Source organism: Niveispirillum sp. (assembly GCF_017996735.1).
In the GTDB taxonomy this organism is placed as follows: Bacteria; Pseudomonadota; Alphaproteobacteria; order Azospirillales; family Azospirillaceae; genus Niveispirillum.
The window spans coordinates 13718-34967 of record NZ_JAGOGJ010000056.1 but is presented as its reverse complement, the minus strand read 5'-3'; the positions used below and the strand labels follow the sequence as shown (position 1 = coordinate 34967).

The window sequence follows — 21250 nt, the reverse complement described above, 5'->3', positions numbered from 1 at the left end:
ACAAGACAGGAGCATTTCCAATGGGCGATCCCGCCTATCAGGTCCGCGCCCTCAGCCGGCTGCTGGACATTCACGATGATGGCGACACGCAGGCCAAGATCAACGAAAGCCTTCAGAAGGCACTCGATGACATGGCCGAGCGCCAGCAGAACGGCGAGAAGGCCAAGGCCAGTCTGGTCATCACGGTCGCCATGGAGGCGCACGCCAAGGGCGTGGCTGTGACCCTCGGGCACGAACTGAAGTTGCCCAAGCGCCCGCCCGCAAAGACCGAATTCTTCGTGGACGATGACAACACCCTGACCACGAAGAACCCGCGCCAGCGGGAAATGTTTGGCGGCAAGGCCATGGCACCCCACGCCAACAGCAGCGCCGGCTGACCCGGCCCCCCCCTTTACAACCCTGACCACCAAGGACAAAAACGATGAACCCGACCCCGGCCGACATGACGGCCCTGATCGACGCTGTGAAGGGCATGCACGGCGCCAATGAACTGATCCCCGCCCTTCCGGCCGAACCGGGCAGCACCATGCTGCTGGTCACGCCGGAAAAGCGCGATGTGCAGGATCTGGGCGATTTCCTGAACAAGTATTTGCCCCGCCCCCGTTTCCTGGCTGAAAGCGCCCTGCTGGGCGGCACCGATGCCATGATCGACTATGCCGACCGGTTCAAGACCGGCGACAGCATGCTGTTCGTCAACCCCGATCCGGAAGAACCCTGGTTGAAGCTGGTGGTGGATTACCATGGGGCAAGCGCCATTCTGGACGGTGGCGACGACACGCCTGAGGAACGGCGCCCGCCCGTTCCTGCCCATTGCCGCCACACCGCCACCTATCGCTTCCCGCTGTCGGACGAGATGCGGGCATGGCGCGCGGCGGCCAAGGCTGGCCTGATGGATCAGGAGGCTTTCGCCTGGCTGTTGCAGCAGCGCCAGAACGACATCTCCAACCCGCCCGCCAACTGGATGCTGGTGCCAGGCACGGAAGTGGACCGTGTCTGCGCCCTGCTGAACCTGCGTGACGATCATCAGCCCAAGGATGTCAGCGGCAAGCCCATCCCGTTCGAGGAACTTGACCTCAAGCGGGACGAGGAGGAGCTGCCCACCGGTTATCGCACCCGGTTGCAGAAGCTTCAGACCAAGCGCTTCGGCACCCAGCAGCAATTGCTGACCCTGTCGACCGAAATGTCGGTGCGCACCAGCGCCAGCAGCAAGCAGCAGATCCGCCTTCAGGATGGTTCCGCCATCCTGGAATTCAGCGAGGACCACGAAGCCCAGGTGAAGGGCCAGAAGGTGAAGGTGCCGGAACTGTTCCTGATCGACATCCCGGTCTTTGACGGGGAACCGTCGCACCTCATGCCCGTGCGTCTCTACTACCGGCGCGCCGGCGGCGGCATCAAGTGGATGGTCGAACTGGTCGACCACCGCCGCATGCTGAAGGATGCGATCCTCAAGGCATCCACCGATGTCTCCATCGCCACCGACCTGACCCTGATCAGCGGCAACCCCTTCGCCAAGGCCGCCTGACCCTCCCCCACCGCCAGCGGACAGCCATCCCGCCGGCGGTCCTTGGCGGCGGGGCCTCACCCGCCCCGCCGCCCTTTCCCCGCCCCTTACCCGCCCGGCCCGGCGGGTGGGGCTTGGGGCATTGGGAGGGTGAGCGCTGACCGGGGACGGCAGCTGATCATCGCCTCTTGGAGGATAGAATCGCCCCGGTACCCAATCCGGCCCCTCCCACCCTCACAGCATCCGGAAACGCAATCATGAATGAGCCACCGCACACATCCCCCCAATCGCTGGGGGACGCCCTGCCGCAGGAAATGGCCCGCGTCCGCGATCTGATCCCGCTTTACCAGGGCCTGCCCCACAATGCCGGCGCCATTGCCATCGCAATGATGCGGCAGGATCTGGACACCGCCGCCCAGGCACTGGCCACTGGCGACGTGGTGGGAATGATCCGCGTCTTTGAAAGCCTGAAGGGCTTCAAGGAATAACGCCATGAAGGTCAACGCCATCAACCTGATCCGCCAGGGCGCCGAAATTGCCCGCCACGCAGGCGACGGCATGCGGGCCTACAGCCTGCACGAACTGGCCAACAACCTGCTGCTGGTCATGCAGGGCAAGGACAGCCTGGAGGAATTCATGCGCGTCTATGTCTGCCGGGGCAGCGAGCCCATCGACCTGGACGCTGCCTTCCCGCCACCCGCAGCCTGACCAAGGGAAGGCGCCATGCCCCACCACCGCCCGCCCTTCCGTCTGCGCCGCATTCTGGCCGCCTATGGGCTGGCGGCGCTGCTCGGCCTGATCTTCCTGTTTGCCGCCGTCGAAATGGGGGCCCATCCATGACCGCCACCACCATCTGGATCGATGCCGCCCGCGCCGTGGACATCCTGTCCCCGGATCCGGCCATCATCGATATCCGCTTCATCGGCGCTACCCTGGCCCGCATCAACCGTTATAACGGCCGCACGCCCATTCCCTATTCGGTGGCACAGCACTCGGTTCTGGTGGCCAGCCTGCTGCCCGCCCGCCTGCGCCGTCACGGCCTGCTGCATGACGCGCATGAGGCGATCCTGGGCGACACGACCAGCCCCATGAAGGCGGCGCTGCGCCACCTGACGGGCATCGACGCGCTGGCCCGGCTGGAGGCGGCCTGGGACCGGGCCATCCATGCCGCCCTAGGCCTGTCCTGGCCCCTGCCCGGCGCTGATGCCGCCCTGATCAAGGCGGCGGATTTGCGGGCCCTGGCGACGGAGATGCGCGACCTGATGAACATCCCGCCCCGGCGCCTGCCCCACGACCCCGACACCACCATCATCCGCCCCATGACCTGGGTCCGGGCGGAAGAACGTTTCCTGAACCAGTGGCAGCGCCTGACCGACGCCGCCGCTTTCGCCACCGCTGCGGAGTGACCAGCATGACCAAGCCGCTTTGTATCTATCACCACAATTGTGCCGATGGCTTCACGGCCGCCTGGGTCGTGGCCCGCGCCCTGGGGGCGGAAAACGTCGATTTTTACCCCGGCATCTACGGACACCTGCCGCCCGACGTGAAGGGCCGCGACGTGATCATGGTCGATTTCAGCTATCCGGCAGACACGATCCGCATGATGGCGACCAGCGCCCGCACCATCCTGATCCTGGACCATCACCAGACGGCAAAGGCCGATCTGTCGGAGTTTCCCCGTCCCGTCTTTCGAAGCGGGTGGGAAAGCCATGTTTTGGAAGCAAGCGGCCAGGTGGCCAGCGAATGCGCGCCGGGCGTCCGCGCCCTGTTTGACATGGATCGCAGCGGCGCCCAGATCGCCTGGGATTTTTTCCGCCCGGATCAGCCACGCCCGGCTCTGGTCAATTATGTCGGTGACCGCGATCTCTGGCGGTTCGCCCTGACCGAAAGCCGCGCCATCAACGCCTTTATCTTCGCCCACCCCTATGATTTCGACATTTGGGACGGGCTGGCCGATACGGTGGAATCACCCCGCGGCACCGCCATCACAGGCGGGCGCGCCATAGAGAAGAAACATCACAAGGACGTGGCCGAACTGGTGATGGCCCTGCGTTACCGCATGCGCATCGGCGGACATGAAATATGGGTCGCCAACCTGCCCCACACCCTGACCAGCGATGCCGGCAACCTGATGGCCCAGGGCGAACCGTTCGCCGCCTGCTATTGGGACACGCGCGACGGTCGTGTCTTCTCCCTGCGCTCCACCCCGAACGGCCTGGACGTTTCCGCCATCGCCAAAACCTTTGGCGGCGGCGGCCATCGCCACGCCGCCGGCTTCCGCATGCCCCACGGTTGGGCCGGCGATAAAACGGCCGATGGGGAGGGCTGACCGATGGCCGACCTGATCACCTGGCTTTGCCGCAACCTTGCCATCCAAACCGCCTCCAACGCCATCACCCTGCAATGCATGGACAATGGCGCCGACCCCGAACTGTCCGCCGCCGTCGCCGAAGCGCCGGACCTGATCCGGCAGGCCGGCCATGACATGGATATCCTCTTTCCGGCAGAAGATCGTCCGACACTGGTCACGATCGCTGCGGATTCCGACACATCGCCAAACGCCCCCTGGATCGACATCACCACCCTGGGTGACCCGGTAACCGGCACCTGGCCGTGGGATGGCTCACAAGTGCTGGTCGCCTGCCAACCACTTCCGGGGCGCGAGCCGACATGCTCCTGCGCATGGTTCCGCCAAGACAAACGCGATGGGCTTTGGGACTGGTACTGGTATGGCTTCCGGCCGGAAGATTGGTCTTGCGCCGGACCCATCAGCGAAACGAATGAACCTATCACCCATGTGCAGCGCATCGTGCCGCCGGGCGGCGCGGCATGACGCCAGAACAGCGGACACTGGCCCGGCACGCCCTTGGCCTCCCCAACGACAGGCACACAAGCTACCGAAACCGGTTCATCACCGGAAAGGGCAGCCTCAATCACCCTGCATGGGCGGCGATGGTGGCGGCTGGCGATGCTGAATGCTCGTCCACCAACAATCCCGTCAACAACGACTACTTCTGGCTGACCCGTCAGGGCGCAGAGAAAGCCCTCAACGCAAGGGAAACCCTGTGCAGCGAGGATTTTCCGAACACAACGCAGGCAGGTGCGGCATGACCAACACCGCCGAACATCTTGCCCAGGCACAGGAAATCACGGCCATGATCGACCGCAAGGTCCGTGACCTTCTGGACCCGCTGGAACGCGAAATGCGCCGGATGGGCTACAAGCCCGAATTCCGGGAAATCATGTGGCACGCCGTGATCGGCGATGCCGTCCGCCGCCACAGCGAGTGCAGGAAGGGCTGACCTATGCCGGAACCCCAGACAGTCAAGGACCGTATGGAGGCCATGGGCTGGGCCTTCGACTGCGACATCAACGATGGCGAGCTGGTCGCGGCCGCCTTCAAGTTGCGCTCCACCGGCCCCGGCCGCGCCGTTGTCACCCACTATCACACCGATCAGGAATTCAGGACCGACCTGACCGCCTGCATGGCGGCCTGCGACGCGGCGGAGGACTGGCCATGACCAAACCAACTATGCCCGGCGGCGGCGCATATGGTCGTTCCGCAAGGCGCGAAGTACGCAACCCTGTTCTGGCGCTTCCCTCCATCAGTCTCATCCTGAACTTGCCGCCAGAACAGCGCGCGGTGCTATGCGCGCTGCTGCGGGACCTGTCTGCCGATGCCAAGTGCAAGGCCCAGGCGGCGTGGATAGGCAACAAGGGAATCATGGCCGCCTATTGGAAGGCTGTCTCGGTCTATTCCCTGCACTTGGCGCGTGTGATAAATCCGGCACGCACCCCAACCCCCGCTGTCCGAAACGAGGACGCGTGATGCCGGCCCGCCTCCAGCGCCAGCGGCGCAAAGGCTGGACCACCCCCGATGGCGCAATCTACGTCGGGCGTGGCAGCAAGTGGGGAAACCATTGGGTCGCATGGCGAGACATTGACGGCGAATGCTGGTGGGTATCCTGCGGCGGCCGCCACCACGGTCCGTTCGCCGACCGGGAAGAGGCACACCAGCAGGCCGCCGACCTGTACCGCACTGACCTGACCAGCCCAGGCGCGCACCACACCCGACTGGTCGATCCAGTCCCCACCCCCACTGATGCGTGGAAGGCCCTGCGGGGCCACGACTTGATGTGCTGGTGCCGGCCGGATTTGCCGTGTCACGCCGACATCCTGCTGACCATCGCCAACGCCTCCCCGCCCGCCTTCTGAGGATTTCCCCATGGACGCGCTCTTCCCCTCCCTTCCCATTGCCCGCCGCCCGCGCAAGGCCCGCACCGTCCGTTCCGGCCTGCCGGCCGGCACAGCACTGGGTCGGCCCTGGCCGCTGGATGAAAAGCTGAATGTCGTCCTGTTCGCGGGCGTCGGGGGTGCCTGCCAGGGCATGGAGGAGGCTGGGTTCCCCGTCGGTCTTGCCCTCAATCACGACACGGTGGCCATTGCCGCCCATCGGCGGCTCAACCCACACACCCGCCACTTGCAGGCTGATATCTGTGAGGTGGACCCGCTCCATGGAACGGGAGGGCGCCCTGTCGGGTCGCTGTGGGCCAGCCCGGATTGCCGTGATTTCAGCACGGCCAAGGGAGGCGCGCCGCGCTCCCCGCGCGTCCGCTCGCTGCCCTGGCAGGTCTGCCGCTGGGTCGGCGTCCTGCGCAAGCGCGGCCTGGGTCCCGAAACCTTCTTCCTGGAGAACGTCCGGGAAATTCGCGGCTGGGGCCCGCTGATCGCCAAGCGCGATCCCGCTACCGGCCGCTGCCTGGTGGCGACATATTCGCAGGACCAGCGCACAGGCAAGCCGAACCGCACCCCGCTGATCCGGGTGGCGCGCCAGGGTGAACGCACGCCGCGCCAGCGCCAGGTGCTGGTCCGCGATCCCGCACGGGCGGGCCGGACCTACAAGGCGTTCTGCAGCCACCTGCGCGGGCTGGGCGCCACTTATGAGGACCGGGATCTGTGCTGTGCCGATTACGGCGTGCCGACCAGTCGGCGCCGCCTGTTCGGCATCGGCCGCTTCGATGGGCAGACGCCCGTCTGGCCCACCATCACCCACGGCCACCGCGACAGCGCCGATGTGCCGGCCGGCCGGCTGCTGCCCCATGTGGCGGCAGCCAGCATCATCGACTGGTCATTGCCGCTTCCATCGATTTTCGACCGGGACAGAGACCTTGTCCACGCCACCATGAAACGTGTGGCCGTCGGTACAGGTCGCCTGGTACTGAAAGCCAGGAGGCCATTCCTTGTCCACCTGACCCACCACGGACAAAGGCCGGAGATAGATCCAGACGCCGCGCTCCCCACCCTGACCGGCGCCCATCGCGGGGAAATCGCGCTGGTCGGGCCTACACTGGTTCCGACCACCCATCGCAGCGCTGGCTCTGAAACCCGCATCCATGATGGCACGGCGCCTGTGCCGACATTGACCGCCGGCGTAAAGGGCGGAGAATTCGCGGTAATGGGTGCCTATCTGGCGGAACATCGCGGCGCATCGACAGGGCAAACGATCGATCAGGCAATCGGCACCCAGACCGCCGTGGAACATCACGCCGTCGTCGGCGCCTGGATGGTACAGCACAACACGGGCGTGGTGGGACATTCACCGTTGGATGCCACCAGCACCCTGACCACCACGGGCACACAGCAGCAGGTGGCGGGCGCCTTTCTGGTCCATCATCGCGGGACCGGCATTGCGACATCCCCTGCCGGCGCCCTGCGCACGGTGACAACCGGCGGGGACAGGGGCGGAAACCATATCGGCATCGGTGCCGCGTTCCTGACGGAATATTACGGAACCGGCGGACAGCACCAGGAAGCCGCCAACGCGCTGAACACTCTGTCGACCGCCGACCGTTTCGCCGTTTCTGCCGCCGGCCTGGAATATCCCCCGCTGACGCCGGCGCAGTTCGCCCGCGCCCGTCAGGTGGCGGAGTTCCTGCGGTCATTCGGGCAGTGGGATGGCGGCGATCTGGTCACCATTACCATCGGCGGCACGACCTGGATTGTCGTGGACATCGGCATGCGGATGTTGCGGCCGTTTGAGGCGGCGGCAGCGCATGAACTGGCCATGCCGGACCTGATCACGGTGCCGAAGCTGGACCGGCAGGGCCGACCCATCACCGGGACCGATGGCCGACCGGTAATGATCACGCGTCCGCTCACCAAAACCGAAAGCATGCGACTGATCGGCAACAGCGTACCAAAGCGCATGGCCCGCCTGCTGGTCGCCGCGAACAGCAATCACGTCCTCGACCTGCCCAGCCGGGCAGCCGTCGCTGCGGAGTAACGGAAATGCCCGCGACAGCACAGGAAAAGGGGCGCCATTCCGCATTGCCCCCCAACCTCGCACCGCGTGGACTGTCGCGGACCGAAGCGGCCGGCTATGTCGGTGTCTCAGCGACAAAGTTCGACCAGATGGTACAGGACCGCCGAATGCCCAGGCCCAAACGGATCGATGGCCGTATCGTGTGGGACAGGATCGCCATTGACAGGGCATTCGAAGCGCTGCCCGATGAAGGTGGACAGGTCAGCGACAATCCCTGGGACTGAAGCCATGGTTGAATTCCGCCTGCGTGACGGGACCGGCAGCATCCGCCTGCGCTATCTGGTGGAGGATACGGACAGGCACGGCAATGTGCGCCTTTATGTGCGCCGGCCGGGCCAGCCGAAAATCCGCCTGCATGAACAGCCCGGCACAGACGCCTTCATGGCAGAATACCGCGCGGCCATCGGCGGCGCGCCGGCCAACGCCAAACGCCAGAAACCCAAGGCCAAGGATCCGGCCTCGCTGCGCTGGCTGTGCCAGCAATGGTACCAGGATGCCGATTTCCGCACCCTGTCCCGCTCGACACAGCATATCCGGCGGCTGGTCCTGGACGCGCTGTGCGATCAGCGCGACAGCCAGGGAAGATGCCTGGGCGACAAACCCTTCGCGCTGATGGAGGCACGGCATATCCGGGCCATTCGCGACACCAAGGCCGACACACCCGCCGCCGCCAACAATCTGGTAGGCTATCTGCGGCTGCTGTTCAAATGGGCCGTCAATACCGAACGGGCGACACGCAACCCGGCTCGTGATGTGCCGAAACTGACCCTGCCAAACCCGGACGGGCACCACACTTGGACCCCGCCGGAAATCGCGCAGTTCGAGGCCCATCACCCAATCGGCACGCACGCACGGCTGGCGATGGCCGTCCTCTATTACACCGGCTTGCGCCGGTCGGATGCTGTGCTGCTGGGCCGGCAGCATATCAGCAATGGCTGGATCCGAATCACCCTCACCAAAAACCGGGCGCGCAAACCCACCACCATCGAAATCCCGCTGCTACCGGAACTGGCCGCCATCATCGATGCGACGCCGACCACGCAAGGCAACCTGACCCTGCTAACTACCAGCTTTGGTCAACCTTACGGCGCCGTCGGATTCGGCAACCGGTTCCGGGAATGGTGTAACGAAGCGGGCCTACCCCACTGCTCCGCCCACGGCCTGCGCAAATCCCGTTCAACCGCCCTGGCAGAAAGCGGAGCCACAGAGCGGGAACTGATGGCCTGGAATGGTTGGCACAGCGCCGGGGAGGCCACGCGCTACACCCGCAAGGCCAACCAACGCACCCTGGCAGGCCGCGCCGCCGAAAAGCTGATGGAACAAAAAATGGACAAAACTGTCCCACCCAATCTCACCAGAAAATCTGGTGGGGATAAATGAGGAGTAAAACTCAGTAATTTCAATGCAATACTTCGCGGATGGTGATTCCGGTGGGATTCGAACCCACGACCCCATGATTAAAAGTCACGTGCTCTACCGACTGAGCTACGGAATCAATCCGTCGAAGTGGCGCGCACCATAGGCAAGCGGGCCGCATCCGTCAACATGTGCAATGCGGCACCGCACCCCGATTTTACGCAGAGCTTCAGGAGGCGGCGCTCGCCTTTTCGGCTTCGAAACGAGCCAGGAGGCTGGCGGCGACGCGGGGGCTGACGAACTGGCTGATATCACCGCCCAGGCGCCCGATCTCCTTCACGAAGCGGGACGAGATGAACTGGTGCTTGTCAGACGCCATCAGGAAGACGGTGTCCACGCCCGGGTTCAGGCGGGCATTCATGCCGGCCATCTGGAATTCATATTCGAAATCCGACACGGCGCGCAGACCACGGATAATCACCGACGCCCCGCAATCCACCGCGAATTTCATCAGCAACTGGTCGAACGGCCGGACCTCGACGCAGAATCCCTGCTGCTTCAACGTCGCCAGTTCACCGGCCACCAGGGCCACACGCTCATCGGTGGTGTAAAGCGGGCCTTTGCCGGCATTGCTGGCCACGCCCACGATCAGGTGATCCACCATACGGCAGGCGCGCTGGATAATGTCGAAATGACCGTTTGTCACCGGGTCGAACGTGCCCGGATAGACGCCGATACGCGATGCCGCCATGATCCTCTTCCCCTTCCCCTCAAGGCTCTGTTCATCGACCGTCGGCTTGGGTCCATGGCCCGCGCGCTTTTCCGGTCACACGCACAGCCCCGGGGGCTCTCTCCCCGATGCCGCGCGGATCGTTGTGAATTTACTCGGTCGCGGCGGCCTCGGGGGCATCGCCACTGGTTTCAGAACCGTCATCCTCCAGCCGGGCAACGGACACCACCTTTTCCTCGCCCGACAGGCGGAACAGGGTGACGCCCTTGCTCTTGCGGCCGGTCAGGCGGATGTCGTGGACCGGCATGCGGATGACCTGCCCGCCATCGCTGACCATCATGAGCTGATCCGTGTCCTGGATGGGGAACACGGCCGCGATGGCCTTGTTGCGGTCGCCCATATCCATGTTCCAGATGCCCTGGCCACCGCGGCCCGTCAGCCGGTATTCGTAGGCCGAGGTGCGCTTGCCGAAGCCCTGTTCGGACACGGTCAGAATGAATTCTTCCCGCGCCTGCATCTCGGTAAACTGTTCGGCAGACAGGGTCGCCTCGCCCACCGGCTCGGCATCCACATCCACCGCGTCGTCGGTGTCCTCACCCTCGGCGCGGCGCAGCTCGCGCGCCTGCTTCAGGTAGGCGGCGCGTTCTTCCATGCTGAAATCGGTATGGTGCAGGATCGACATGCCGATCACCGCATCACCCTTCGCCAGCTTGATGCCGCGCACACCGGTGGAAGTGCGGCCGGAGAACACGCGCACCTCCGTCACGGGGAAGCGAATGCAGCGGCCCAGATGGGTGGCCAGCAGCACATCGTCCTGATCGGTGCAGGTGCGGACGGAAATCAGGGTCTCCCCCTCTTCCTCCAGCTTCATGGCGATCAGGCCATTGGCGCGGATATTCTGGAAGTCCGACAGCTTGTTGCGGCGGATGCCGCCCTTGCTGGTGGCGAACACGATCTCCAGATCGCCCCAGGTGCCCTCATCCTCCGGCAGCGGCATGACGGTGGAGATGGTTTCCCCCTCCTCCAGCGGCAGCAGATTGACCAGCGCCTTGCCGCGCGTCTGCGGCGTGCCCTGCGGCAGGCGCCAGACCTTCAGCTTGTGAACGATGCCGCGGCTGGTGAAGAACAGCATGGGCGTATGCGTGTTGGACACGAACAGGTCGGAAACCGTGTCCTCCGCCTTCAATTGCATGCCCGACCGGCCCTTGCCGCCCCGGGCCTGCGCCCGGTAGGTGGACAGGGGCACACGCTTGATATAGCCGCCCTGGGTGACGATGACGACCATGTCCTCGCGCTGGATCAGGTCCTCGATGTCGCTCTCGAACTCCGATTCCTCGATCTGGGTGCGGCGCGGGGTGGCGAAACGGGCCTTCATATCGCCCAGTTCGTTCCGGATCACGTCCAGCAGCAGGATACGGTCGGCCAGGATCGCCAGGAAGGTCTTGATCTGATCGGTAACGCCGGTCAGTTCCTCGCCGATCTTGTCACGCTCCAGCCCGGTCAGCCGGTGCAGGCGCAAATCCAGGATGGCGCGGGCCTGCGCTTCGGACACACGATAGGTCCCGGCTTCCGACAGGCCACGGCCCGGCTCATCGATCAGGGCGATCAGCGGGGCGACGTCAGCCGCCGGCCAATCGCGGGCCATCATCTGCTCACGCGCCGTCTGCGGGTCGGGCGCGCTGCGGATGAGGGCAATCATTTCATCCAGGTTGGCGACCGCAACGGCCAGACCCACCAAGATGTGCGCCCGTTCACGCGCCTTGCCCAGTTCGAACTCTGTGCGCCGCGTCACCACCTGTTCGCGGAAGCGGACGAAGGCGGCGATGATGGTCTTCAGGTCCATCAGCTCCGGCCGGCCGCCATTCAGCGCCAGGGTGTTCACGCCAAAACTGGTTTGCAGTGCGGTATGACGGAAAAGCTGCGCCAGCACCACGTCGGGCACGGCGTCGCGCTTCAGTTCGACAACCACACGCACGCCGTCACGATCCGACTCGTCGCGGACATCGCTGATGCCCTCGACCAGCTTTTCGTTCACGCATTCGGCGATGCGCTCCAGCAGCTTGCCCTTGTTGACCTGGAACGGGATTTCGGTGGCGACAATGGCCCAGCGATCCTTGCGGATCTCCTCCACCTCCGTCTTGGCGCGCATGATCACGCTGCCACGGCCGGTATGGAAGGCGGACCGGATGCCGGAGCGGCCCAGGATCAGGGCGCCCGTGGGGAAATCCGGACCCGGAACGATCTCGATCAGCTCATCGATGGAGATGTCGGGATTGTCGATATAGGCCAGACAGGCGTCGATCACCTCCCCCAGATTATGGGGGGGAATGTTGGTGGCCATGCCCACCGCGATACCACCGGCTCCATTGACCAGCAGGTTCGGGAACTTGGCCGGAAGGACCGTGGGTTCTTCTTCCGACTCGTCATAGTTCGGCTGGAAATCGACGGTTTCCTTGTCGATATCATCCAGCATGAATTCGGCGACCTTGGCCAGACGGGCCTCGGTGTAACGCATGGCCGCCGCCGCGTCGCCGTCCATGGAGCCGTAATTGCCCTGACCGTCGATCAGGGGCAGGCGCATGGAGAAATCCTGCGCCATACGGACCATGGCATCATAAATCGCGCTGTCGCCATGCGGATGGTACTTACCCATCACGTCACCGACGATACGCGCCGACTTCTTGTAGGGCTTGGTACTGTCGTACCCGCCTTCCTTCATGGCGAACAGGATGCGGCGATGCACGGGTTTCAGGCCGTCGCGCACATCCGGCAGGGCTCGGCTGACGATCACGCTCATCGCGTAATCGAGATAGGATCGCCGCATCTCATCTTCGATGGTGATGGGCGTGATATCGGACGGCAGAGCGGGCGTGGAGGTCACCGAGCGGAACTCGTCATTACGGGTCTACAAAACCAACGGCCGGGGACCGGCCATCGGGCACCCCTTGTAGCACCATTCGCGGGTGCGAACAACGAAAGGGGAAATCAGCCGGCCACCGCCCGGTTATCCCGACGCGACAGCCACCAGAAGCGGGCCGCCAGGAAACTGACGGCCACAAAACTGGCAATCAGGATGCCCATGAAAAGACCCAGCACACCCTGCCCCATGGGAAAGGCCAGGAACCAGCCCAACGGCATCATGATGGCGTAATAGCTGACAAAATGCATGGCGGTGGGGACCCAGGTGTCGCTGCGGCCGCGCAGGGCCTGCGCCATCACCACCTGCCCGCCATCGGCCACCAGCAGCCAGGCCGACAGCGCCAGCAGCGGCGCCGTCAAGGCGATTAGCGCCGGGTCTGCCGTAAACTGCGATGCAACCCAGGTCGGGTAGAGCAGGAAGACAACACCGATCAGTGCCAGGATCACGCTGGTCACACCCAGCCCTGTCCAACCCGCCACCTTGGTTTCCAGCCGGTCGCCGGCGCCATAGGCATTGCCCACCCGTACGGAGGTGGCCGTTGCCAGCCCCAACGCGCACATGAAGGGCAGTGCGATCAGGTTCAGACCGATCGTGTAGGCGCCGACCGACATGGCCCCCAACCAGCCCGCGAACAGGGCCAGAGCCGCAAAGGCCGAGCCTTCCAGGCCGTTGGACAGGCCGGCCGCATAACCGACCTTGCGCTGGTCGGCACTGCCACGCCACCAGCCCCCGAATTCGCCCCGTACACCCCAGGCATGGCGCTGCGGCAGCCACCAGACATAGGCGATCAGCCCGATAGCCCCCAGCCAGCGCAGGATCGTGGTGGCCCAGGCGGCCCCTTCCGCCCCCATGGCGGGAAAGCCCAGATGTCCCCAGACCAGTACCCAGTTCAACCCGACATTCAGGACATTACCGATCAGCATGGCGACCATGCCGGGGATCGGCCGCTTCATGCCCTCCAGATAAAGGCTGGTAGCCAGATGCAGGCCGGCAGCGGGCATGCCGATGGCGATGATGGCCATCACCCCCGCCCCGCCAGCCGCCAGATCAGGCGCCTGCCCCGTGGCCAGCAGGAACCTCTCGCCCAGCAGGCACAGCCCCGCCATGCCGCCGCCCACCAGAAGGGAATAGGGCAGCGCCCGGCGCCAGATGGCCCCTGTGGCTGCATCTTCGCCCCTGCCCACCGCCTGTGCCGTCATGACCACGACGCCCAGCATCAGGCCGACCATCACGCCCATCATCACGCCGACCGGCATATTGCCCAACCCGTAATAGGCCAGTTCCTGGGCCCCGAACCGCCCCACCATCAGCGTATCGACCAGGGCCATGCCCATGATGCCGGCCCGCGCGATGATCACGGGAAGCGCCAGCCGGAACAGTTCACGCACATGGCGGCGGATACGGAGGTTAAGGATTTCAGCCTGTTGGGCGGCGGCGGTCATTTGCGGAGGCGTCCAGCGATCTTGAAATGCCGGGCACGATATATCCGATATCGGAAATGTCCAGTGCCGGCATGTCAGGGGAACAATTCGTGCCCCGCCGGGGTTGGTTGAGTACGACCAACATGAAGGAAGGACCCGACCCATGGGCATCGTCCCCCCGCTTCCCGGCTCCACCCCGCCCGACCAGACCGAAGTGCCGCCCCCGGGCGAGGTCCCCACCCCCCAGCCCGGCGGCCCGCCCGACCGCGAACTGCCCCCCACCGACCCGCCGCATGAGCCGGAGCCGCAATATCTGCGCGGGTGAGAACGCCGGACAAGGGCGTCTTTCCCATCTCCATCGTCACCCTTGCTTTGCGCCGGCGTGACGATGGAGAGCGCCGGAACAGTGCTGCAAACCTGTCGCCCCCCCAATGACAAGCCCCCCACGCATCGGCACTTGACGTTCGCGCCATCTCGCGCGACATCACCGGCCATGACACAGCACACCCCCATCCACGTCATCGGCGCCGGCATGGCCGGCAGCGAAGCTGCATGGCAGATCGCCCAGGCCGGTATCCCCGTAATCCTGCATGAGATGCGCCCTGTTCAGAAAACGGACGCGCACCAGACGGATTTCTTCGCGGAGCTGGTCTGTTCCAACTCCTTCCGGTCCGACGATGCCGAATATAATGCCGTCGGTCTGCTGCACGAGGAAATGCGCCGCTGCGGCTCGCTGATCCTGACGGCGGCGGACACGCACAAGGTGCCGGCGGGCGGCGCGCTGGCCGTGGACCGGGACCATTTCGCCGAACATGTGACGCAGACCCTGACCAGCCATCCGCTGATCACGGTGGAGCGCGGCGAAGTGGCCGGCATTCCGCCCGAAGACTGGGACAATGCCATCATCGCCACCGGCCCCCTGACCAGCATGAAGCTGGCAGAGGCCATCCGCGCGTTTACGGGCGAGGAGCAGTTGAGCTTCTTCGACGCCATCGCCCCCATCATCCACACCGACAGCATCGACCTGTCCAAGGCCTGGTTTCAGTCGCGCTATGACAAGGTCGGGCCTGGCGGCACCGGCAAGGATTATATCAACTGCGCCATGGACAAGGAGCAGTATCAGGCCTTCATCCAGGCGCTGATCGATGGCGAAAAGGGCGACTTCAAGGAATGGGAGAAAAACACCCCCTATTTTGAAGGCTGCCTGCCGATCGAGGTGATGGCCGAACGCGGGGTCGATACCCTGCGCTATGGCCCCATGAAGCCCGTGGGCCTGACCAACCCGCATGAGGGCAAGCGCCCCTATGCCGTGGTTCAATTGCGTCAGGATAACGCGCTGGGCACGCTCTATAATCTGGTCGGGTTCCAGACCAAGCTGAAATATGCCGAGCAGGTCCGGGTCTTCCGTATGATCCCCGGCCTGGAAAATGCCGAGTTCGCGCGGCTTGGCGGCCTGCACCGCAACACCTTTATCAACTCCCCGCGCCTGCTGGACGCCTCCCTGCGTCTGAAGGCCCTGCCCCGCCTGCGCTTCGCGGGGCAGATCACGGGTTGCGAAGGCTACGTCGAAAGTGCCGCTGTCGGTCTGCTGGCTGGCCGGTTTGCCGCCGCCGACCGGCTGGGCAGTGAACCCTCCCTGCCACCGCGCACCACGGCGCTGGGTGCCCTGCTGGCCCATATCACAGGCGGAGCCGAGGCGGAGACGTTCCAGCCCATGAATGTCAATTTCGGCCTGTTCCCGCCGGTGACCGAACGCCAGCCCAACGGCAAGGAACTGCATGGCAAGGACCGCAAGAAGGCCTATTCCACGCGCGCCCTGAACGATCTGGCCGGATGGCTGGCGCCCCAGTAATAGGGGCCAGTCAACTCCTTGACCGCCCCTATCCGCGCCGACGGGCGCGGCGGCGGCGGCCGCTGAAGCCTTCAATCCCGATCTGTCGGGATTGAAGGCCGAAAGTATAAACCGGTTGCCCGGCATCAAACGACACATCCCCCGTCGCGCATCCGTCTTGCAATGCCGGACGGATGCGCGACCGGAAAGGCCGGCATTTATAAATCCATGATAAGCGTGGGGACAGCAGGCGTCTGGCCGCTGCACGCCCTGGACATATCCCATCATCGCGCAAGCCGGCACCCAGGGGCCACGCCCCCGCCTTTGGCAACGTCGAAACATACAGCCCCGCTCTAACGCTCCACTGGGCAGCGCATCGACCTATGATTAATGTCTATCTAGGATAATATCTGACTCGCATATCACCAGTATGGGTGGCATTGTTACGGAACCAAGCTCTCCAAGCGGGTGGGCGAGACATGCAAGACCCAATTTTAATCATCTGTCTGGTGGCTGTCCTGGCTGTGGTTCAGTCGGTATTCGGCATGGGCGTTCTGATCTTTGGCACGCCAACCCTGCTGCTGCTGGGTTTGCCGTTCGGCGCAGCTTTGGGATGGTTGCTGCCGGCGTCGGCCACTATCTCGTTGCTGCAGGTGCTGGAGGCGCCCCATCAGGCACGCATCGCCTGGCGTGGCCTGCGGCCGCTATGGTGCATCGGCATCCTGGTGCCGGTCCTGGCGCTGTCGCTGCATCTGCAATTGCGGTTCCGTCTGGAACTGGCCATCGGCATCGCCATGTGCGGCGCCGCTTTGCTGCGTCTCAGCCCGGCGTTGCGCAGTCGCCTGCAGGGGGCCATCAAACGCTCGGAACGCGGCTACCTGCTGGCCATGGGGGCGTTGCATGGCTTCACGAACATGGGGGGCAGCCTGCTCTCCCTTTATGCCGCCAGCACCGCATCGGGAAAGGAAGCGGTTCGCGGGGTGGTGTCGAACTACTATCTGACCTTCGGCCTGTTCCAGTTGGCCGTGCTGGCGCTTTTTCAGCCGGAAACGCTGACGGGGCACAGCCTGCTGTCCGCCGGGGTGGGGTTCCTGGTGCATTGGTGTCTGGGACGGCGCGTTTTCAGCGGCCTTGGCGGCAATGTCTATGACCGCGCCCTGACATCTTTTATCGGCCTTTATGGCATCGCCTTACTGGTCAAAGCCCAACTCTGATTACAGCCTTTTTTTGAGGCTATACGCCTATTTCATGATCAGTACATGTGTGACAGATTTTTGATTGATCCCGGATCGCCGCTTTACACCACATCGCTCCACTGATAAATTGTTAAAGTCATATTATCTTCACGCCACTCTTAAGGAGCGCGCCAAGATGGCTACAGCAAAAACCCCCACGGTCGAAGAACTGCAGGCTGAGGTCGATCGCTTGCGTGCCGAGTTGAGCGCCAGGTCCGCAGACGCGGACAAGCCCGCCCAAAAGGCCAAGGACGTGCAGGAAGAGATCAGTTCCATCGCCGGCGATACCAACAACGCGGCCCTTGACCAGTTGTACCGGATCGTCCAGGGCATCAACGCCGCCACGGCCGAACTGCTGCAATCCGGCACCGACATCCTGATCAAGCTGAATGACGAGGCCACGGCCAACGGCCGGACAAATCAGGACGATCTGGCCAAGACCCTGAGCCAACTGCCCCCCGACATTTACAAGGGATATCTGCGGGCGCTGGGGCGTGTGGCCGAGGTTCCCGGCCGGATGGCGGAGCAGTTCACCAAGGCCCATCGGAACGCCGCCAAGCACTGAGCCAGCCGACCCCGGCCCAGGGTCGCCAGAAACACTTTCCGCCCATGCTCCTGCTGGGATCGTCGCTTCATTGCGACGGCCCCTCGTGCCTTTTTGCGCCCTGCATTCGGCCGTCAAAGGCCCATCAAAGGATCACCGCACGCCATGCAGACCATGGTCCAACCAGGACCCGCCCCCACGCTGCCGCATATCCTGGGCCGTGCCCTGCGCTTGGCCGGGGTGTTGGTGCGGCGACTGGCGCCGGTGCTTGTGCGGCCTGGCCGCGCCCGGCTTTACCGGGCCGTGCGCCATGTGATCGAGGATCTGGGGCTGACCTATCTGAAATTCGGCCAGTTCCTTGCCATGCGCTTCGATATCCTGCCGCCGGCCCTGTGCCAGGAACTGGCCTCGCTGTTCGAAGCGGTGGAGCCTGTTCCCTTTGCCGACATCCGCGACGTGATCATGGCGGAGTTGGGGGCGCCGCCAGAAGAACTTTTCGTCGATTTCGACCCCGTTCCCATCGCCGCCGCCTCTGTGGCCCAGGTGCATGTCGCCTGGACCCGGACCGGGGAGAAGGTGGCGGTCAAGGTGCAGCGACCCGGCATCGGCCCCACCTTCGAGGCCGACATGCGTCTGCTGGCGGCCTATGGCGGCCTGCTGGACCGCCTGGGTCTGTCGGCCGTGTTTTCGGTACGCGAGACGGTGGAGGAGTTCGCGTTGTGGACGCGGGGCGAACTGGACTTCACCCAGGAGGGCCGGGTTGCGGAACGCTTGCGCCGTGGCGCCGGCCCCTGGGAGCGGTTCCCCCGCATCCATTGGGACCTGACGGGACAGCACGTCCTGACCAGCGAATTCATCGAAGGCCCCACCCTTGGCAAGGTCCTGGCTCATATGGAAAAGCTGGGCACCGTGCCGGACAGGGATGCCGAACTTCGCCGCGCGTTCCCCGGCCTCGACCTTTCGCTTTTTGGCCACAACGTGGTGCAGTCGGTGCTGCATCAACTGTTCGCCAGAGGTTTCTTCCACGGCGATCCGCACCCGGGCAACATCATCGTCTGCCCCGACAACCGGGCGACCTTCATTGATTTCGGCATCTTTGGTGAATTGCATCCGCGACAGCGCCGGGTGCTGGCCCGGCAGATCGAACGGATCAGCATCGGCGACGTCGATGGTTGCTACGCCTGTGTGCGTGAACAGTATATCGCCACCGACAGCACCGACTGGCAGGCTTTCGAACGCGAGGCCAAGGAGCGGCTGCACGCCTGGTACCTGGCATCGATGGACCCCAACTCCAGCCTGAAGGCCCGCCATCTGGGCAATCACAGCGGAGAGATCATCGATGCGGCCCGCCGCCACGGGCTGCGTGGTGGCAGCAACAGCCTTCTGTACTGGCGCGCGCTTTACATGCTGGACGCCAGCGCCCTGAAACTGGGGTCCTATATCGACCTGTTCGGTGAAATGGCACAGTTCTTCCGGTCGCAGAAGGAAGGCATGGCCAGCCTGCCGGCGCTCTATGAAGGGCCGGATGCCGTGATCGACCCGGCACGGTCGGCCGCCGGACGCCGCGTCGTCACGCGGTTGGCCAGCAGCACCTTGTCGGGAGGCTTGGGGGTGCGCCGCCACTGGTCCGCCCCGTTCCGGCGTCATCGTGAACATGCCACCCAGCGTCTCATACTGGCGCTGATGTTCCTGGGCGGCACCATCTGGCTGCTGAAGCCGTGGCGGGGGGCCGCCTGAGATGATGGATATGGCAGAAGCCCCCACACTGAACATGATCGAACGCGGCCTTATCGGCACGCCGGAGGTCTTTCGCGCCCGCCTGGAGAGGCTGGGCCCCACCTTTGTGAAGCTGGGCCAGTTCCTGGCGCTGCGTCCCGACCTGATCCCGGCGGAATATGGCACCGAACTGCTGGGTCTGCTGGATGACGCCCACCCGATGCCGTGGGAGGAGGCGCGGGCGCTGCTGGCGGAAAGCCTGGGTCGTGACCCCGACCATCTGTTCGCGCAGATCCGTCCCCAGCCGGTGGGCAGCGGCTCCATCGCCCAGGCTCACCGCGCCCGCCTGCATGACGGGCGGGAGGTGGTCATCAAGATCCGCCGCCGTGGCATCGCGGAACGGGTGGACCGCGACCTGCGTCAGGCGACGCGGCTGGCGGCCCTGCTGGAAAGGGCCGGCGCGGACCTGATCGTGTCCCCGCGTGAGGCGGTGGAGGAGATGGCCATCTGGCTGCGCCAGGAACTCGATTTCAAGCGGGAGTTGGACAACCTCACCCGCATGTACGCCAACCATGCCAAGGATGACGGCATCCGCATCCCCCAGCCCTATCCGGACCTGTGCGGCGATGGTGTGCTGACCTGCGAGTTCCTGGATGGCATCGCGCTCAGCCGCATCATCCGCGCCCAGCAGAGCGGCGACCCGCGCCGCATGGAACCGTTGCGCGAACTGGGGTACGAGCGCGATCGTCTGGCCTACCGGCTGCTGGACACCTGCCTTACCCAGATTTTTGTCTACCGCTTCTTCGCCATCGACCTGCATCCCGGCAACCTGATGCTGCTGCCCGATGGTCGTCTGGGCATGATCGATTTCGGGCTGTGTGGCGAGTTGGAAACAACGATGCGCCAGCGGCTGCTGCGCTATTTCGGGGCCATCGTCCGCGATGATGCCGATGCCCTGTATCAGGCTGCCGAATCCCTGCTGGAAAGCACCGACGCCTCGCGTCCTGAAATCTTCAAACGCGAATTCTATGCCGCCACCAGCGTATGGACCGCCAAGCGCCGCGAGCCGGTTGCCGGCGAAGACGGCCCCGCCGGCGGTCAGACCCATATCTGGCTGATGCAGATCGTCCGTGCGGCCCGCAGCGCGCATATGCATATCTCCAGCGACTCCATGGCGCTCTACCGCGCCCTGCTGACGGCCGAGACGGTAACCGGAATGCTGGGCGCACGTGTCGACCTGCGGCGGGTCGGCGGTGACTTCTTTCCCGCCCTGCAGGCCCGCGAACTGTTCAGACCGCTGAGCCCGCTGGAGCTGCAGGGCATCATCGGCAGCATCTCCGAACTGCTGAAACGCTCACCCGAGCGTCTGGAGCATCTGCTGGGCGAGCTTTTCGCCGAGCGCTACACCCTCAATGTCGAAACCCGCGCCTCCACCCGCGATCAGCATCTCGCCGACCGTCATGCACGGATGATCTCCGTGGCCATCGTCAGTGTCGGTCTGGCCGTCCTGCTGGGGGGCGCTTCCCTGCCCGTATGGTTCGGCGTGCCCCTGGGCTGGCCGGTGGGGATCGCCCTTGGGGCTTGCTACCTGTGGCTGCTGAAGCAATGGCGGAGCGGCCGATGACACCCGACACCATTGCGCGACCGATGCGAGGCCAACCCCCTATGGAAACG

Annotated in this window: 24 protein-coding genes and 1 tRNA gene; 21 read left to right on the top strand and 4 right to left on the bottom strand. The window is 64.6% G+C overall.

Translation table 11 applies throughout. From position 1 onward, the window contains the following. Window positions 1–20: 20 nt before the first annotated feature. From KBA48_RS17745 to KBA48_RS17675, 15 genes are all read left to right on the top strand, one after another. Window positions 21–377, top strand: coding sequence for a hypothetical protein (locus tag KBA48_RS17745; protein WP_292908787.1), 357 nt, complete (start codon window positions 21–23; stop codon window positions 375–377). Window positions 378–421: 44 nt separating this feature from the next. Next, the gene (locus KBA48_RS17740; protein WP_292908785.1) at window positions 422–1522 is read left to right on the top strand and encodes a DUF2303 family protein; all 1101 of its coding nucleotides are present in this window, start codon (window positions 422–424) and stop codon (window positions 1520–1522) included. 236 nt (window positions 1523–1758) lie between these two features. After that, on the top strand, window positions 1759–1989 hold the full coding sequence (locus KBA48_RS17735; protein WP_292908783.1) for a hypothetical protein: 231 nt from the start codon (window positions 1759–1761) through the stop codon (window positions 1987–1989). Window positions 1990–1993: 4 nt separating this feature from the next. After that, the gene (locus KBA48_RS17730) at window positions 1994–2209 is read left to right on the top strand and encodes a hypothetical protein (RefSeq protein ID WP_292908781.1); all 216 of its coding nucleotides are present in this window, start codon (window positions 1994–1996) and stop codon (window positions 2207–2209) included. A 128-nt stretch (window positions 2210–2337) separates the two neighbouring features. Beyond that, a complete protein-coding gene (locus KBA48_RS17725) occupies window positions 2338–2907 on the top strand; it encodes a hypothetical protein (RefSeq protein WP_292908779.1) in 570 nt (189 codons plus the stop codon). Window positions 2908–2912: 5 nt separating this feature from the next. Continuing rightward, window positions 2913–3830 carry a DHHA1 domain-containing protein gene (locus tag KBA48_RS17720; RefSeq protein WP_292908777.1) on the top strand — a complete coding sequence of 306 codons (918 nt, stop codon included), beginning with the start codon at window positions 2913–2915 and terminating at the stop codon, window positions 3828–3830. 3 nt (window positions 3831–3833) lie between these two features. Continuing rightward, window positions 3834–4334 carry a hypothetical protein gene (locus KBA48_RS17715; protein ID WP_292908775.1) on the top strand — a complete coding sequence of 167 codons (501 nt, stop codon included), beginning with the start codon at window positions 3834–3836 and terminating at the stop codon, window positions 4332–4334. Continuing rightward, window positions 4331–4612, top strand: coding sequence for a hypothetical protein (locus KBA48_RS17710; RefSeq protein WP_292908773.1), 282 nt, complete (start codon window positions 4331–4333; stop codon window positions 4610–4612). The genes KBA48_RS17715 and KBA48_RS17710 overlap by 4 nt, the downstream gene beginning before the upstream one ends. Continuing rightward, window positions 4609–4803: a hypothetical protein gene (locus KBA48_RS17705; protein ID WP_292908771.1), complete on the top strand. Its 195-nt coding sequence runs from the start codon at window positions 4609–4611 to the stop codon at window positions 4801–4803. Before KBA48_RS17710 ends, KBA48_RS17705 begins: the two co-directional genes overlap by 4 nt. Window positions 4804–4806: 3 nt before the next feature. Continuing rightward, complete coding sequence (locus KBA48_RS17700; protein WP_292908769.1) at window positions 4807–5022, top strand: hypothetical protein; 216 nt, start codon at window positions 4807–4809, stop codon at window positions 5020–5022. After that, window positions 5019–5330, top strand: coding sequence for a hypothetical protein (locus KBA48_RS17695; protein ID WP_292908767.1), 312 nt, complete (start codon window positions 5019–5021; stop codon window positions 5328–5330). The genes KBA48_RS17700 and KBA48_RS17695 overlap by 4 nt, the downstream gene beginning before the upstream one ends. Then, on the top strand, window positions 5330–5716 hold the full coding sequence (locus tag KBA48_RS17690; RefSeq protein WP_292908765.1) for a DUF4326 domain-containing protein: 387 nt from the start codon (window positions 5330–5332) through the stop codon (window positions 5714–5716). Before KBA48_RS17695 ends, KBA48_RS17690 begins: the two co-directional genes overlap by 1 nt. Before the next feature lie 10 nt (window positions 5717–5726). Continuing rightward, on the top strand, window positions 5727–7784 hold the full coding sequence (locus tag KBA48_RS17685) for a DNA cytosine methyltransferase (RefSeq protein ID WP_292908763.1): 2058 nt from the start codon (window positions 5727–5729) through the stop codon (window positions 7782–7784). 5 nt (window positions 7785–7789) lie between these two features. Beyond that, window positions 7790–8047, top strand: a complete 258-nt coding sequence (locus tag KBA48_RS17680) for a hypothetical protein (RefSeq protein ID WP_292908761.1) — start codon at window positions 7790–7792, stop codon at window positions 8045–8047. A gap of 4 nt (window positions 8048–8051) precedes the next feature. Then, entirely contained in the window at window positions 8052–9203 is a 1152-nt protein-coding gene (locus KBA48_RS17675; protein WP_292908759.1) for a site-specific integrase, read from the top strand. A gap of 39 nt (window positions 9204–9242) precedes the next feature. On the opposite strand, the gene KBA48_RS17670 is transcribed toward KBA48_RS17675, so the two are convergent. The 4 genes from KBA48_RS17670 to KBA48_RS17655 form a co-directional block, all read right to left on the bottom strand. Further along, window positions 9243–9318, bottom strand: a tRNA-Lys gene (locus tag KBA48_RS17670). Between the two features lie 90 nt (window positions 9319–9408). Beyond that, window positions 9409–9930 carry a pantetheine-phosphate adenylyltransferase gene (coaD, locus tag KBA48_RS17665; protein ID WP_292908757.1) on the bottom strand — a complete coding sequence of 174 codons (522 nt, stop codon included), beginning with the start codon at window positions 9928–9930 and terminating at the stop codon, window positions 9409–9411. Window positions 9931–10060: 130 nt separating this feature from the next. After that, window positions 10061–12790: a DNA gyrase subunit A gene (gyrA, locus tag KBA48_RS17660; RefSeq protein ID WP_292908755.1), complete on the bottom strand. Its 2730-nt coding sequence runs from the start codon at window positions 12788–12790 to the stop codon at window positions 10061–10063. A 104-nt stretch (window positions 12791–12894) separates the two neighbouring features. Then, window positions 12895–14271: an MATE family efflux transporter gene (locus KBA48_RS17655; RefSeq protein WP_292908753.1), complete on the bottom strand. Its 1377-nt coding sequence runs from the start codon at window positions 14269–14271 to the stop codon at window positions 12895–12897. A 142-nt stretch (window positions 14272–14413) separates the two neighbouring features. On the opposite strand from KBA48_RS17655, the gene KBA48_RS17650 reads away from it, so the two are divergent. The 6 genes from KBA48_RS17650 (at window position 14414) to KBA48_RS17625 (ending at window position 21200) form a co-directional block, all read left to right on the top strand. After that, on the top strand, window positions 14414–14575 hold the full coding sequence (locus KBA48_RS17650) for a hypothetical protein (RefSeq protein WP_292908751.1): 162 nt from the start codon (window positions 14414–14416) through the stop codon (window positions 14573–14575). 168 nt (window positions 14576–14743) lie between these two features. Then, a complete protein-coding gene (gene trmFO, locus KBA48_RS17645; protein WP_292908749.1) occupies window positions 14744–16102 on the top strand; it encodes a methylenetetrahydrofolate--tRNA-(uracil(54)-C(5))-methyltransferase (FADH(2)-oxidizing) TrmFO in 1359 nt (452 codons plus the stop codon). Window positions 16103–16560: 458 nt separating this feature from the next. Continuing rightward, window positions 16561–17295: a TSUP family transporter gene (locus tag KBA48_RS17640; protein WP_292908747.1), complete on the top strand. Its 735-nt coding sequence runs from the start codon at window positions 16561–16563 to the stop codon at window positions 17293–17295. Between the two features lie 157 nt (window positions 17296–17452). After that, entirely contained in the window at window positions 17453–17881 is a 429-nt protein-coding gene (locus KBA48_RS17635; protein ID WP_292908745.1) for a hypothetical protein, read from the top strand. 144 nt (window positions 17882–18025) lie between these two features. Next, complete coding sequence (locus KBA48_RS17630; protein WP_292908743.1) at window positions 18026–19597, top strand: AarF/ABC1/UbiB kinase family protein; 1572 nt, start codon at window positions 18026–18028, stop codon at window positions 19595–19597. Between the two features lies 1 nt (window position 19598). Further along, a complete protein-coding gene (locus tag KBA48_RS17625) occupies window positions 19599–21200 on the top strand; it encodes an AarF/ABC1/UbiB kinase family protein (RefSeq protein WP_292908741.1) in 1602 nt (533 codons plus the stop codon). Window positions 21201–21250: the final 50 nt, after the last annotated feature.